Origin of the sequence: Dactylosporangium sp. CA-139114 (genome assembly GCF_050955725.1) — a bacterium.
Taxonomy (GTDB): domain Bacteria; phylum Actinomycetota; class Actinomycetes; order Mycobacteriales; family Micromonosporaceae; genus Dactylosporangium.
The window spans coordinates 6,613,098-6,626,834 of record NZ_CP192080.1 but is presented as its reverse complement, the minus strand read 5'-3'; the positions used below and the strand labels follow the sequence as shown (position 1 = coordinate 6,626,834).

Genomic DNA, 13,737 nt, shown 5'->3' with positions numbered 1-13,737 from the left:
CAACGATGAGCACCACCGAGACCAACCGTGAACTTCTGCGCCGCTGCTACGAGTCCTACTTCGTGCACGGCAGCCTCGACGCGGTCGCCGACGCGGTCCACGAAGACTTCGTCCAGCACAGCCCGGACGCACCGTCGGGCCGGCAGGCGTACCTGGCGCACCTGGCCGAGGCCGCGTTCAAGGGCGGCACCAGCGACGTCAAGCGGATCCTCGCCGACGGTGACTTCGTCGCCGTGCATCATCATCTGCGGCTGCGCGACGACAACGGCCCCGGTCTGGCCGTGGTCGACCTGTGGCGTGTCCAGGACGGCAAGCTGATCGAGCATTGGGACGTCGAGCAGCCGGTGCCCGACTCGCAGAGGGTCCCCAACGGCATGTTCTGACGGACACCTGGGCAGGCGCGCGCAGCCGGACAACGCGGTCCGTGCGCGCCCGGCCGCACCGAGAACCTGCACAGATGCGAGGAGACCGTCACCGTGACGATCGGCCTAGAACTCGTACGAACCTCCAACGATCGGGTCTTCGAACTTCTCGACGCGCTCGCGTCGCTCGGCCCGGGGGCGCACCGGCTCCGGGACGTCGCGGCCCGCGCCAGACTCGCGACACCGACCGCCCATCGCATCCTGCAGGCCGCGATCCGCGCCGGCACCGTGTCCAAGGCCCAACGCGGTCAATACTCGCTCACGAGCCGCGCCGGATCGCCGGGCCCGCAGTCCGTCCCGTCCGCGCCGGCCACCGCGACGCGGCACAGCGCACAGGACGCGACCGGGCCCGGGAGCCTGTCGCTGGCGATCTCCCGCCGCATCCGGATCGGTCTGGCCGCCCTGCAGAAGGCGACCGGACAACCGGTGCTGCTGTACGTCCCGCTCATCCTCGACGCTCCGATGCGGTACTGCCTGGCCTATTTCGCCCCCGAACGAGACGAGCTGCTCGGCGACGCGGAACGGTTGCTCGCCACCGACATGGTCTTCTGCGCACCGCTCACCGTCGACGCGGCGGGACGGCTGATCGAGGCGCACATGATGGGCCACCTGCCGGGCCGGGCGGACCAGCGCGAGCGCGCGATCCTGCAGGCCGGCTACACGTACGGCCCCTCGCCGGTCGCGGGCTGGGACACGCTCGCCGCGCCGCTGCGCCGCTACGGGCAGATCGCGGGGGCGATCTGCGTGGCGGCGCGAACCGCGTGGCTGGAGGAGCACCGGGACCGGACGGTCGGGCAACTGCGGCAGCTCGCCTCGGAACTGAGTGACGAGATCCCGCCGCGATAGCGCCGCGGGTCCCGCACGGAAGGAAGGACGCTCGATGACATCGAAGACCCCCGCGGTCGTGCTCGGCGCCGGCATGGCCGGCCTGCTGGCGGCCGCCGCCCTCGCCCGAACGCCCGACGTCGGTGAGGTCGTGCTCGTGGAACGTGACCGGCTGCCGCCCGGCCCGCACCCGCGGCGTGGCCTGCCGCAGGGGCGGCACGCCCACGTGCTCATGTCCAGCGGTGCCCGTGCGATCGAGGCGCTGCTGCCCGGCACCACCGAACGATGGCGCGCCGCGGGGGCGCACCGCATCGGACTGCCCGACGGCTACGTGATGCTGTTGCCGCAGGGCTGGCTCCCTCGCGGCGAAACCGGCCAGTTCGTCGTCAGCTGCAGCCGGGCGCTGCTCGACTGGGTGGTCCGCGAGCAGGTCCTGGCGCTGCCCGGGGTGCGCCTCGCCGACGAGACGGAGGCCGTCGCCCTGTGCGGCGACGCAGCTCGCGTCGACGGGGTCGAAGTGCGCGACCTGCGCGACGGCAGCACGCGGCGGCTCGACGCGGGCATCGTGGTCGACGCCACCGGCCGCGGTTCCCGGGCACCGCACTGGCTGGCCGCGCTCGGCCTGCCGAGCGTCGACGAGGACGTCGTCGACTCAGGGCTGCGCTACGCGACCCGGGTGTTCCGGGCACCGGCGGGTGCGCAGACCGCCTTTCCGATCGTCAACATCCAGGCCGATCCGGAGCAGGACCGCCCGGGCCAGACGGCCGCGCTGATGCCGATCGAGGGTGGTCAGTGGCTGGTGACGCTGTCGGGGACCAGAGGTGGTCAGCCACCCGCGGACGAACGCGAGTTCGTCGGCTTCGCCCGGGCCATGCGCCACCCGATCGTCGGCGACCTCATCGCGGGCGCCGAAGCCATCGGCCCGGTCTCGGTGACGAACAGCACCGCGAATCGGCGCCGGCATTTCGAGCGGCTCGCCGCGTGGCCGGACGGCTTCGTGGTGCTGGGTGACGCGGTCGCCGGCTACAACCCGGTCTACGGCCACGGCATGACGGTCGCGGCCCACGGCGCGGCGGCCCTCGCCGCCGTGCTCGACACCGTGCCGGTACAGCGACCCGGCGTGGCCCACAAGGTGCAGCGGCGGCTCGCGTCCATAGCGGCGGACGCCTGGAGCCACGCGACCGGGACCGACATCCGCTTCCCCGGCGCGCGCGGTCCCGCGCCGTCGCGGGTCGAGCGGGCGATGTGGCGCTACCAGAGCCGCCTCATGCGAACCGCGCTCGGCCGGCCGCGGGTGGCTCGCGAACTGGTCGAGGTGTTCACGTTGTCGGCTCCGGCAAGTCGCCTGATCCGCCCGCGGATCGTGCTGGCGACGCTGCTCGGGCCCGGCCGCGCGCTGCTGCGGCAGCCTCCGTTCACCGCGACGGAACGGGCGGCCGCGGCGCTGTGAACCCGCCGTGCCGGGAGGTGCCCGAACGCGGTTCCCGGCACCGCGCGGCCCGGCCCGACCGGACCGCGCGACCTCTTCCGGTTGCGGTGGACCCACCTGGGGAGGTACTTTCGATACGCAACGGTAGCGTAGCGAAAGTGGTGACGGCATGACGCAGCGCCCGGTCATGGGGCGGCCCCGCGACGTCGGTCGTGACCTGGCCATCCTCGACGCGACGTTGGCACTGTTGACCGAGGTGGGATACGAGCAGCTGTCGATCGAGGCGGTGGCCGGGCGTTCCGGGGCGGCGAAGACGACGATCTACCGCCGGTACCGCGACAAGGCCGCACTGGTCGCCGCCGCGGTCGAGCACCGCTCGCCGGCCCGGCCTCCGCAGCCCGCGGGCGAGAGTCTCCGGGAGGATCTGCTGTCCCTGGTGGCGTGGCTCGCGCACAGCATCGCCGAACAGGAGGTGGGTCTGCTCGGGGCGCTGTTCGCCGGCATGCGCCACGACGCGCGGCTCGCCGAGGAGATGCGGCGGATGCTGCGGCGGGACGAGTCCGCGATGACCGACGGGCTGGTCCGCCACGCCGCCGGGCACCTGGCGCCGGGGGCGGCAACGCTCGTTGCCGAGGTTGCTCCGGCGCTGATCGTGCACCGCATTGTGGTCGCGGGCGAGCCGTGTGACGCCGCCTTCGTGGCGCATCTCGTCGACGACATCCTCCTGCCGCTCCTGCGCCGCACCTGACGAACACCTTTGGAGACATGATGAAGGCAGTACGCTATGACCGTTTCACGGGCATCGATGGCATCTACCTCGCCGAGGTGGCCGAGCCCGTGGCCGGCCCGGGCGAGGTGGTCGTGCGGGTCGAGGCCGGCGTGCTCAACCCCGGGGCGCTCCCGGCGCTGCACGGCAGTTCGTACACGCCGGTCCGCGATCTCGCCGGTGACGTCGTCGCGGTCGGTGCCGACGTGCGCGGCTTCACCGTCGGCGACCCGGTGCTCGGCCGGCTGCAGAGCTGGGACGCCCACGCCCAGCTCGTCGCCGTTCCCGCGGACCAGCTCGTGGCCAAGCCGCACGGCCTCTCCTGGGACGTGGCGGGCTCGCTCTACACCACACCGATGGCCGGCCTCGGCGCCATCCGGGCGGTGCAACCCCGGCCGGGCGAGACGATCGTGATCTCGGGCGCGTCGGGCGGCGTCGGGTTCACCGCCGCCCAGCTCGCCCTCCGAGCCGGAGCGACGGTGATCGGCCTGACCAGCGCCGCACATGCCGACCTGCTGCGACGGCACGGCATCGAGCCCGTCGAGTACGGCGACGGCGAACGGGAGCGGATCCGCTCCACGGCCGACCGGGTCGACGCGTTCATCGACGCCGTCGGGGGCGGCTACATCGACCTCGCCATCGACCTCGGCGTCGCGGTGGACCGCATCGACACCGTCGTCGACTACCGCGGCGCGCAGGAGAAGGGCGTCAAGTCGCTCGGCACGACCGACGCCGGCGGCCTTCCGGCACTGGCCGAACTGGCCGCCCTCGCCGCCGCCGGAGACCTGCACATCCCCATCGGCGCAACCTACCCACTCACCGCCGTGCAGGACGCCTACCGGGCCTTGGCCGAGCGCAAGACCCACGGGCGCATCGTGCTGCACCCCCAGGATCTCGGCTGAGTTCACGTCGCCGCCCGGCCCGCCGCGGACCCCGCGCCCGTCGTCACTGACTGCGCGCGTCGGCCGGGCGAGAGGCGGCGGTGGGCAGGGTCAGGCTCACGGTGAGCGCGCCGTCGCGGGCGACGTGGTGGCGCAGCGTGCCGCCCATGGCCTCGGTGAGCGCACGGGCAGTATCCATCGGGATGCTGCGGTCAGCGTCGACGCCGACCGTGCCGGGCGTTGCCCGGGTGCGCCATTCGTCCACGGCCGGTGGATGCCGGCCGTCGCCGGTGACGTCGATCGCGAGACCATCGGGCAGGACGTGCACGCGCAGCGTGGGCTGCGCCGGCCGTGGGGTGCGGCGCAGGGCATCGGTGGCGAGGCTGGTGATCACGCGGGTGAGCAGGTTGGCATCCGCGATGACGTCGGGCATGTCTTCCGGGGCGTCCACAGTGATGTCGCGGCCTCCCGGGCCGAGGTCTTCGAGGGCCACCGACAGGACCTCGTCGAGTTCGACGGGGCGCAGGTGGATGTCCAGCGCTCCCGCGTTGGCCTGCGCGAGGTGCCGCAGGTCGGTGAGCACGCCCGCGATGCGGTCGAGACCGGCGCGCCCGGCCGCGGTCCGGTCCTGTCGCTGCGGGACGCTGAGCGGGTCGTCCGTGGCGAGGCGGTCGAGCGTGTCGCGGACCAGGGTCAGCGGCTCCTGCAGTTCCCGCTCTGTGGCCAGCAGCATCGTGGTGCGCGCCCGGTCAGCGGCGATCTGCTGGTCGGCGCTGGCCACCTGCTCGGCAAGCCGCTGGCGGTCGCGGCAGGCGGCGAGCTGGGCGGCACACGCCACCAGCACCCGCTGGTCGTTGTCGCCCAGGACACGGCCCCGCGCGGCAAGGGCGAGCGACGGTCCGGCCGGGACGCTCGTGTCGGCCTCGCCGGGCAGCTCCGGTGGGCGGTCGCCGGCCGATGCGAGCACCTGCCAGGGCCGCTCGGACGTGCTCGTCGACTCCCGGCCGAGGAGGCTGACCGCGTCCAGGGCGAAGAGCCGGCGGATACGCTCCATCTGGGCCGGCAGATCCGGCTCCCCCAGCGCGGCGCGGGCCAGCGAGCTGAGCGCGGCCGCCTCGGCCGACGCGCGCACGGCCCGGCGGGTCTGCCCGGTGGCGGTGTCGATCGCCCAGCCGAGGATCGCCGCGACCGCGAGGAAGAGCGCCAGCGCGGCGATGTCGTCCGGCCTGGTGAGCAGCATCGCGTGCCGCGGTGGCATGAACCAGTAGTCGGCCAGCAGCGCGGCCGCCAATGCCGTCGCGGTGGCCGGGTACAGGCCGCCGGTCAGCGCCGCGGCGATGACGGGGAGCAGGTAGCCCACCAGCACGCTGGAGTGGGTGAAGTGTGCTTGCAGCCCGGCGAACGTGACGGCGGACAGCAGCACCACCGCCAGGACCACGGTGGCCAGATGCTGCCGGGCACCCCGCCCTCTGCCCGCCCGTGGCAGCCGCAGCCCGGGTGCGCCGGCCGCGTGCTCGTGCGTGACCATGTGGACGTCGATCGGCCCCGACTGGCGGATGACCCGGGCGCCCACGCCTTCACCGGTCAGCGCCGACATCAGCCACGGCGTGCGGCTGGCGCCGAGCACGATCTGTGTGGCGTTCTCGGCCTGGGCGAACTGCAGAATCGCCCGCGCCACATCGTCGCCCACCACCTGGTGGTAGGCACCGCCGAGCGACTCGACGAGCACGCGCTGGGCCGCCAGCGCCGGTTGGCTGCCCAGCGTCAGACCCCCGCTGGGAATGACGTGGACCGTGAGCAGTTCGGCGCCCTGGATGCGTTCGGCGATGCGGGCGGCCCGGCGGATGAGGGTTTCGCCCTCGCGGCCGCCGCTGAGCGCGACCAGGATTCGCTCGCGGGTCTCCCAGCCCGTGGCGATGCCGTGCTCGGCGCGATACTGCTGCAGGCACTCCTCGACTCGGTCGGCCACCCACAGCAGGGCCAGCTCGCGCAGGGCGGCGAGGTTGCCGGGGCGGAAGTAGTGGGTCAGCGCCGCCTCGATCCGGTCCGGCGGGTAGACGTTGCCGTGCACCATGCGACGGCGCAGCGCCTCCGGCGTCATGTCGACCAGTTCGACCTGCTCGGCGCGGCGCGCCACCGAGTCCGGCAGCGTCTCGTGCTGCGTGATGCCGGTGATCTGGCGCACGACGTCGTTGAGCGACTCCAGATGCTGGATGTTGAGCGTGGTGACCACGTCGACGCCGCGGTTGAGCAGCTCTTCGACGTCCTGCCACCGCTTGGCGTTGCGGCAGCCGGGAGCGTTCGTGTGCGCCAGCTCGTCGATGAGCGCGACCTGCGGATGCCGAGCCAGCACCGCGTCGAGGTCCATCTCGGTCAGCCGGGCGCCGCGGTACACGATCTGACGCCGGGGCACCAGCTCCAGGCCGTCGGCCATCGCCGCGGTGAGCCTGCGACCGTGTGGCTCGATGAACCCGATCACGACGTCGGTCCCCCGCGATCGGCGGCGTTGCCCCTCGGCCAGCATGGCGTAGGTCTTGCCGACTCCGGGCGCCGCGCCGAGGTAGATACGCAACCGCCCCCTCGGCGTCGTCGTGCCGGTCTGGCGCTGTGGTGCCGGTCGGGGCGAGGCTCCGGTCGCGGCAGGGCTGGTCATCGGTGGACACCTCCGGCGGAGCGCTCACCGCCCCGCCGCGGTCGACTCGACGTGCAGTGACCAGCCGACCGGCACCAGGACGTTGACCTGATGGTTCTCGCCCAGGCTGACCGTCACGTCGCCGATGTGGACCGGGCCGTCGGGCTTGTCCCGCCGGCCTTGGTCCGCGGCGAAGGACGCGATCCACGACAGTGCGGCATTCCAGTTGATCGCGACCTCGTTGGTGGACCAGGACTCGATGTCGTCCAAGTAGCAGAACTGCGGTTTCGGGTGTTCCCCGCTGGGCGTGTGCAACAGGACCTTCCTCGCCTTCGGGTCCTCCAAGCCGGGGTTCGGCCCGCCCGCGATGGATCCCGCGGGCGGCCGGGGCAGCCTCGGGTCGAGCTGGTGACCGTAGATGCGGCTGTGCTGGTTCTGGGAGTAGCGGCTGCCGTAGCCGGTGACGAAGGAGTTGTTGAGGGCATTGCGGCCGAGGATGAAGTCGAGGCCTTCGAGGGCGCCGTCGCGGTACCGGCGGTCGCCGGTCAGATCGAAGGCGGTGGCGATGACCATGAGCTTGTTGAGCACGACGCTCGTGGAGCCCCAGGTGTACTCGTTGTCCCCGATCGGTACGCCGTAGGCCTGCTCGCGGATGGTCTGCAGAACGTGGTCCGCGGCCTCACGCACCGAGGAGCGGGCGGCGTCGCGGTCGTTGTCGGCCAGTTTGCTGGGCACCGTGGCGAGGTCCATCCGGCCGAGCGGCGCGACGAACTTCCAGTCGGGCCCGGTGCCGCGGAAGGCGTCGCCGGTCCAGTACGGCGAGGAGCGCAGGAAGTCGAGGTACGGCTGTTCGCCCGTCGTGATGAACAGCTCCGCCGCGGCCCAGTAGAACTCGTCGCGGACGTCGGTGTCGTCGTAGGGGCCGCCGCCGTTGCTGTCGTCCGGCCTGGCGTACATCGCCGGATGGTCGTTGGCGGCTTTCCACGCGGTGCGGGCGGCGGCCAGGCAGCGGTCGGCGAACGGGCCGTCGAAGGATCGGAACAGCCGGGCGGCCTGGGCCGCGGTCGCGGCGAGGTTCAGGGTCGCGGCGGTCGACGGCGGGTGCAGCTCGCGGATCTGCGGGTCCTGGTCGGGCAGGCAGGGCAGGCCCGTCCACGCGCGGTCGTGCATCTTGTGATGGGCCATGCCGGCGTTGGGCTTGCCGTCCGGGATCTGCATCCGCAGCATGAACTCGAGCTCCCAGCGGGCTTCGTCCAGGATGTCCGGGACCTTGTTGCCGCGCTCGGGGATGCCGAGGGTGCCGTCACCCAGCGCGGCCGGGTTGCCGGTCTTCGCGATCGTGGAGCGCTCGTACTGGCCGAGCAGCTGGGCGGTGGCGATGCCGCCGTTGACGACGTACTTGCCGTGGTCACCGGCGTCGTACCAGCCGCCGCGCACGTCCAGCCAGTAGTCACCGACCCCGGGCTGGCAGGGCACTGTGGTGTCGCCCTGGTTGGGCGGCACCTGGACGTGGCCGGCGGGGCGGGCGTAGCCGGACGCGAGCGCGTCGTCGATGGCGATGCCGCTGCGCTGGACGTAGAAGAAGTGCGCCGCGTCGCGGCGCAGGCCCTCGTAGACGGAGCCGGCGATGACGAACGGGAAGCTCTGCTGCCCGTCGACGCGCAAGGTATAGCCGGCGCCGGCCGTGGTCACCGCCGTGAAGTCGATGGTGTGCACCTTCTGCCCGGACGACGTGTCGAGCCCGCGCGGGTTCGACCGGCCGGACGCCACGACCTCGCCTGTGCCGGAGACGACCTGCCAGGACAGCGGGTCGGGCGCGTCGGTCACCACCGTGGCGTGCTTCGGGCCGTCCGGCAGGTAGCCGACCTGGTTGACCCGCACCGGTGGGTCGGTCCTCGGGACGTACCAATCCCACGGCTCGCCGCCGACCAGCGAGACGTCGTCGAGGGTGAACGTCCACGGCTCGCCGGACCCGCCGATCTGGAAGGAGACCTGGCCCCGCTCGGTCTCGAGGTTGGAGGTGAACGAGGAATGGTACTGCTGAAGGTCGGTGGTGAGCTGCACGTCCTGCGACCACGCCGCCGTGTACGGCGGGTCGCTGAGCTGCACCTGAGCTTTGATCGTCACCGGCCGGCTCGCCGACGCGGTGAACGAGATCGCGTACGGCGTGTTGGCGTTCAACCGGATGTCGTTCTCGCCGACGAGCACGTCCCAGGGCTGGTGTGTGCCGCCGGGCACCTGCACCCGCAGCCTCCCGTCGGTCGCCGCCAGCGCCGTGCCGGCGGAGAACCAGCCCGCGGTGTCGTTGCCGTCGAACGTGCCGTTGAACACCTGCTCACGCGGTTCCTTGACGGTGACCATGCCTCGACCATGCCTCCGCCGACGTGGCGTCACCACCTGATGTGACTCGTGGCCGATGCTCGCGTCACGGCCCGTCGCCCGATGAATCACCATTTCGGCGTGGGCTGCGTGATGGCCGACGGCCACTCGACGCCGCCGAGCTCACGAGGTGCCGTATCCGCCGCCGCCCGGTGTCTCCACCACCAGCACGTCGCCCGGCTGGACGTCGACGGAGCCGCAGCCGGGGAGGCGGACGACGCTGCCGTCGGCGCGTTCCAGCCGGTTGACGCCGAGCGCGCCGGGTGAGCCGCCGGCGAGGCCGTACGGCGGCACACGCCGGTGGCCCGACAGGGTGCTGACGGTCATCGGCTCGAGGAACCGGATGCGGCGCACCGCGCCGTCACCACCCCGCCACCGGCCGGCGCCGCCGCTGCCGTGCCGGACGGCGAACTCGTCCAGGAGCACCGGGAAGCGCCATTCGAGGACCTCGGGGTCGGTCAGCCGGGAGTTCGTCATGTGGGTCTGCACCACCGAGGCCCCGTCGAACCCGTCACCGGCGCCGGAGCCGGAGGCGATGGTCTCGTAGTACTGGTGCCGGTCGTTGCCGAAGCTGACGTTGTTCATCGTCCCGGACCCCTCGGCCTGCACGCCGAGGGCGGCGTAGAGCGCGCCGACGATCGCCTGTGACGTCTCCACGTTGCCGGCGACCACGGCCGCGGGAGAGACGGGCGCGAGCATCGAACCGGCCGGCACCACGATGCGCAGCGGGCGCAGACAGCCGTCGTTGAGCGGGATCTCGTCGGTGACGAGCGTCCGGAAGACGTACAGCACCGCCGCGGTGACGACCGACGAGGGTGCGTTGAAGTTCGTTGCCAGCTGCGGTGACGTGCCGCTGAAGTCGATCGTCGCGTCGCGGCCGGCGTGGTCCACCGCGATCCGTACGGCGATCGTCGCCCCCGAGTCCATCTCGTAGCGGTACTCGCCGTCGCCGAGCGCGGCGATGACGCGCCGTACCGCCTCCTCGGCGTTGTCCTGGACGTGCCGCATGTACGCCTGCACCACGTCGAGGCCGAACTGGTCGATCATCCGTCCGACCTCGTCGACACCCTTGGCGTTCGCGGCGATCTGCGCGCGCAGGTCGGCGAGGTTGGTCGCCGGGCTCCTGGACGGGTACGGCGCCTGTGTGAGCAGCCGGAGCGTCGCATCCTCGCGGAACCGGCCGTCCTCGACCAGCGGCCAGGCGTCGAGCAGCACGCCCTCCTCGTGGACGTCGCGACTGGTCGCGGGCATCGAGCCGGGCGTGAGCCCGCCGATCTCGGCGTGGTGGCCCCGGGAGGCCACGTAGAACAGCACCTCGGGCCGGTCGGCGTCGAAGACCGGGGTGACGACGGTGATGTCGGGCAGGTGGGTGCCGCCATGGTAGGGATCGTTGATCGCGTAGACGTCGCCGGGCCGCATGCCGGTGTGGCGGCGGATGATCTCCTTGACGCTGGCGCTCATCGAGCCGAGGTGCACGGGAATGTGCGGTGCGTTGGCGATGAGACTGCCGTGCGGGTCGAACAGCGCGCACGAGAAGTCCAGCCGCTCCCGGATGTTGACCGACTGCGCGGTCGACTCCAGCCGGGCGCCCATCTGCTCGGCGATCGACATGAAGAGGTTGTTGAAGATCTCCAGCAGGACCGGGTCGACCTCGGTGGTCGCCCCGGATGCCGCGTCGCCCGGCCGACTCCGTTCCAGGAGCAGATGGCCGTGCTTCGTCACCGCCGCCCGCCAGCCGTCGTCGACCACCGTGGTCGCGTCCGCCTCGGCCACGATGGCCGGGCCGCCGACGGTTTCGCCAAGGAGCAGGCGTTCCCGCTCGTACAGCGGCACCTCCCGCCAGGCTCCGCCGGTGTACAGGCGGGTCGTGCCGGGCGGCCGTGCGGCGGCGCGCTCCGGCGCGCCGGTGGACTCGCCCAGCCGGGAGAGGTCCGGGGGCTCGGTGAGCCCGACGGCCTCGACCGAGACCGCCTCGACGATCAGCGGCCGGTCCATGAGGTACGCGTACATGCGCCGGTATGCCGTCCGGAACGACGCCACCATGGTGTTCAGCTCGGCGAGCCCGACCGGCAGCGCGGTGTCGGTGCCCTCGAAGCGCAGGTGCACGCGGCGGTGCACCCGGATTCGCCGGGCCGGCACGTCCTCCTCCAGCAGCTGCGAGCGCGCCGCCGCCTCCAGCGCGTCCGCGACGTCGGTCAACCGTCGCATCGCCTCGGGTTCCAGGCGGCTCTCCACCGACTGTTCACGCATGACGGTGGTGTCGGCGAGGCCGATGCCGAGCGCGGAGAGCACACCGGCCATCGGCGGCACGAGCACGCTGCGGATGCCCAGCGAGTCGGCCACGGAGCACGCGTGCTGCCCGCCGGCGCCCCCGAATGTCGTGAGCACATATCCCGTGACGTCGCGGCCCTGCTGTACCGAGATGCGTTTCACGGCGTTGGCCATGTTCGCGACCGCGATCTGCCGGTACCCCTCCGCGACCTGCTCCGGCGTGCGCTCGTCGCCGGTCTGCCCGGCGATGGCCGCGGTCAGGTCGGCGAACCGCTGTCGCACCACGTCGGCATCCAGCGGCGCATCGCCGTCCGGGCCGAAGACCTTGGGAAACGTCGCGGGCTGGATTCGGCCGAGCATCACGTTGGCGTCGGTGATGGTGAGCGGACCGCCGGCGCGGTAGCAGGCCGGTCCCGGGTCGGCACCTGCGGAGTCCGGGCCGACGCGATAACGGGCGCCGTCGAAGTGCAGGACCGACCCGCCTCCCGCCGCGACGGTGTGAATGTCGATCATCGGGGCGCGCAGCCGTACACCCGCGATCTGGGTGTGGAAGACCCGCTCGTACTGGCCGGCGTAGTGCGACACGTCCGTTGAGGTGCCGCCCATGTCGAAGCCGATCACCTTGTCGAAGCCGGCCAGCTGCGACATGCGCGCCATGCCGACGATGCCACCGGCCGGACCGGACAGGATCGCGTCCTTGCCGCGGAAGTGCCCGGCCTCGGCCAGGCCCGCGTTGGACTGCATGAACATCAGCCGTACGCCGCCCAGCTGCTCCGCCACCGCCTCGACGTACCGGCGCAGCACCGGCGACAGGTACGCGTCCACGACGGTGGTGTCGCCGCGCGGCACCAGCTTCATCAACGGGCTCACCTCGCTGGAGCACGAGACCTGGCCGAAGCCGAGTCGCTCCGCCAGCGTCGCGATCTCCCGTTCGTGCGCGGGGTACAGGTGGCTGTGCAGGCAGACCACCGCGGCCGCGCGGATGCCGCTCTCGCCCGCGCGCCGCAGATCCTCGGCCAGCCGGTCGAGATCCGGCGGGCGCAGCACGGTGCCGCCGGCCGACATCCGTTCGTCCACCTCGATCACGCGTTCGTACAGCACCTCCGGCGGCACGATGTGCCGGTCGAAGAGGCGTGGCCGGTTCTGGTAGCCGATGCGCAGCGCGTCGCCGAAGCCTTCGGTGATGACCAGCGCGGTGCGCTCGCCCCTGCGCTCCAGCAGCGCGTTCGTGGCGACCGTGGTCCCCATCCGCACCGACTCGATCCGGTCCACCGGTATCGGCGCGGCATCGGCCACCCCGAGCAGCGCCCGGACTCCGGCGACCGCCGCGTCCGCGTAGCGCGCCGGGTTGTTCGACAACAGCTTGCGTGTCACCAGCCGGCCGTCGTCCGGCCTCCTGGCGACGATGTCGGTGAACGTGCCGCCCCGGTCGATCCAGAACTGCCATCGCCCGCCTGCCGGCACGGGTCCCTCGCCTTCACTGGCCGGTCTGGCCCGAGTGCGCGCCCAGCATCGCGTGCCGCGCCATGGACGACGCGAGCTCGATGCAGTGCGCGTAATACCGGCAGGCCAGGGAGGCGTCCAGCGCCGCATCCGCGTCGACGGGAGCCGGGCCGTGCAGCAGCAGGTGGTAGAGGCGTTGCCGCAGCCCGCGTACCTCGACGTCGGCGGCTGCGATCCGCGCCTGCGTGTCGGCCCGCGGCGACCTCCCGGCGTTGCCGGCCGTGGCCATCGTGTCGACGCAGACCCGGCCCATGTGGTGCACGACGGCCTGGACGTCAGCCGGTATCGCCGGGCGTGCGGCCCGCGAACCCGCGATCTCGGCCAGCCGCCTCGCCAGTCCTTCGACACACTTGGCGTCGGCGTTGACCTGCGCGGCGGCGACGACCGTCCGCACGGCGGCCGCAGGCGACGCGCCCCGGGTCTCCGCGATCGCCAGCGCCTGGTCGTCGATGGCCTGACGCAGTGCGTACAGCGCCTTCTCGGCGTCGGGCAGAGCGCTCGTGGCGGAAGGACCGGAGCCGCACAGAGCGTCGGTGACGTGTTCCAGCGCGCGTTGCGAGCGTTCGATCACCTCGACCAGGTGACCGCTCAGGCCGCCCGATTGCTGCTGATCCCACACCCCAGCCTCC

Annotated in this window: 9 protein-coding genes; 5 read left to right on the top strand and 4 right to left on the bottom strand. The window is 72.4% G+C overall.

Translation table 11 applies throughout. The features are described from left to right. The first annotated feature begins 5 nt into the window (after positions 1-5). From ACQP2P_RS29365 to ACQP2P_RS29345, 5 genes are all read left to right on the top strand, one after another. Positions 6-383, top strand: a complete 378-nt coding sequence (locus tag ACQP2P_RS29365; RefSeq protein ID WP_433606181.1) for a nuclear transport factor 2 family protein — start codon at positions 6-8, stop codon at positions 381-383. Positions 384-476: 93 nt separating this feature from the next. Next, entirely contained in the window at positions 477-1,268 is a 792-nt protein-coding gene (locus ACQP2P_RS29360) for a helix-turn-helix domain-containing protein (protein ID WP_433606179.1), read from the top strand. Between the two features lie 34 nt (positions 1,269-1,302). Next, entirely contained in the window at positions 1,303-2,697 is a 1,395-nt protein-coding gene (locus ACQP2P_RS29355) for an NAD(P)/FAD-dependent oxidoreductase (RefSeq protein WP_433606177.1), read from the top strand. A gap of 148 nt (positions 2,698-2,845) precedes the next feature. Next, a complete protein-coding gene (locus tag ACQP2P_RS29350; protein WP_433606175.1) occupies positions 2,846-3,424 on the top strand; it encodes a TetR/AcrR family transcriptional regulator in 579 nt (192 codons plus the stop codon). A 17-nt stretch (positions 3,425-3,441) separates the two neighbouring features. Next, entirely contained in the window at positions 3,442-4,344 is a 903-nt protein-coding gene (locus ACQP2P_RS29345; protein ID WP_433606173.1) for an NADP-dependent oxidoreductase, read from the top strand. Between the two features lie 43 nt (positions 4,345-4,387). On the opposite strand, the gene ACQP2P_RS29340 is transcribed toward ACQP2P_RS29345, so the two are convergent. The 4 genes from ACQP2P_RS29340 to ACQP2P_RS29325 form a co-directional block, all read right to left on the bottom strand. Next, on the bottom strand, positions 4,388-6,976 hold the full coding sequence (locus ACQP2P_RS29340; protein WP_433606171.1) for a DUF4118 domain-containing protein: 2,589 nt from the start codon (positions 6,974-6,976) through the stop codon (positions 4,388-4,390). A 24-nt stretch (positions 6,977-7,000) separates the two neighbouring features. After that, positions 7,001-9,316 (bottom strand): glycoside hydrolase family 9 protein, encoded by a 2,316-nt coding sequence (locus tag ACQP2P_RS29335; protein ID WP_433606169.1) that lies wholly within the window; start codon positions 9,314-9,316, stop codon positions 7,001-7,003. A 141-nt stretch (positions 9,317-9,457) separates the two neighbouring features. Continuing rightward, positions 9,458-13,069, bottom strand: coding sequence for a hydantoinase B/oxoprolinase family protein (locus ACQP2P_RS29330; RefSeq protein WP_433606167.1), 3,612 nt, complete (start codon positions 13,067-13,069; stop codon positions 9,458-9,460). A 13-nt stretch (positions 13,070-13,082) separates the two neighbouring features. Beyond that, positions 13,083-13,727 (bottom strand): hypothetical protein, encoded by a 645-nt coding sequence (locus ACQP2P_RS29325; protein ID WP_433606165.1) that lies wholly within the window; start codon positions 13,725-13,727, stop codon positions 13,083-13,085. Between the last annotated feature and the right edge of the window lie 10 nt (positions 13,728-13,737).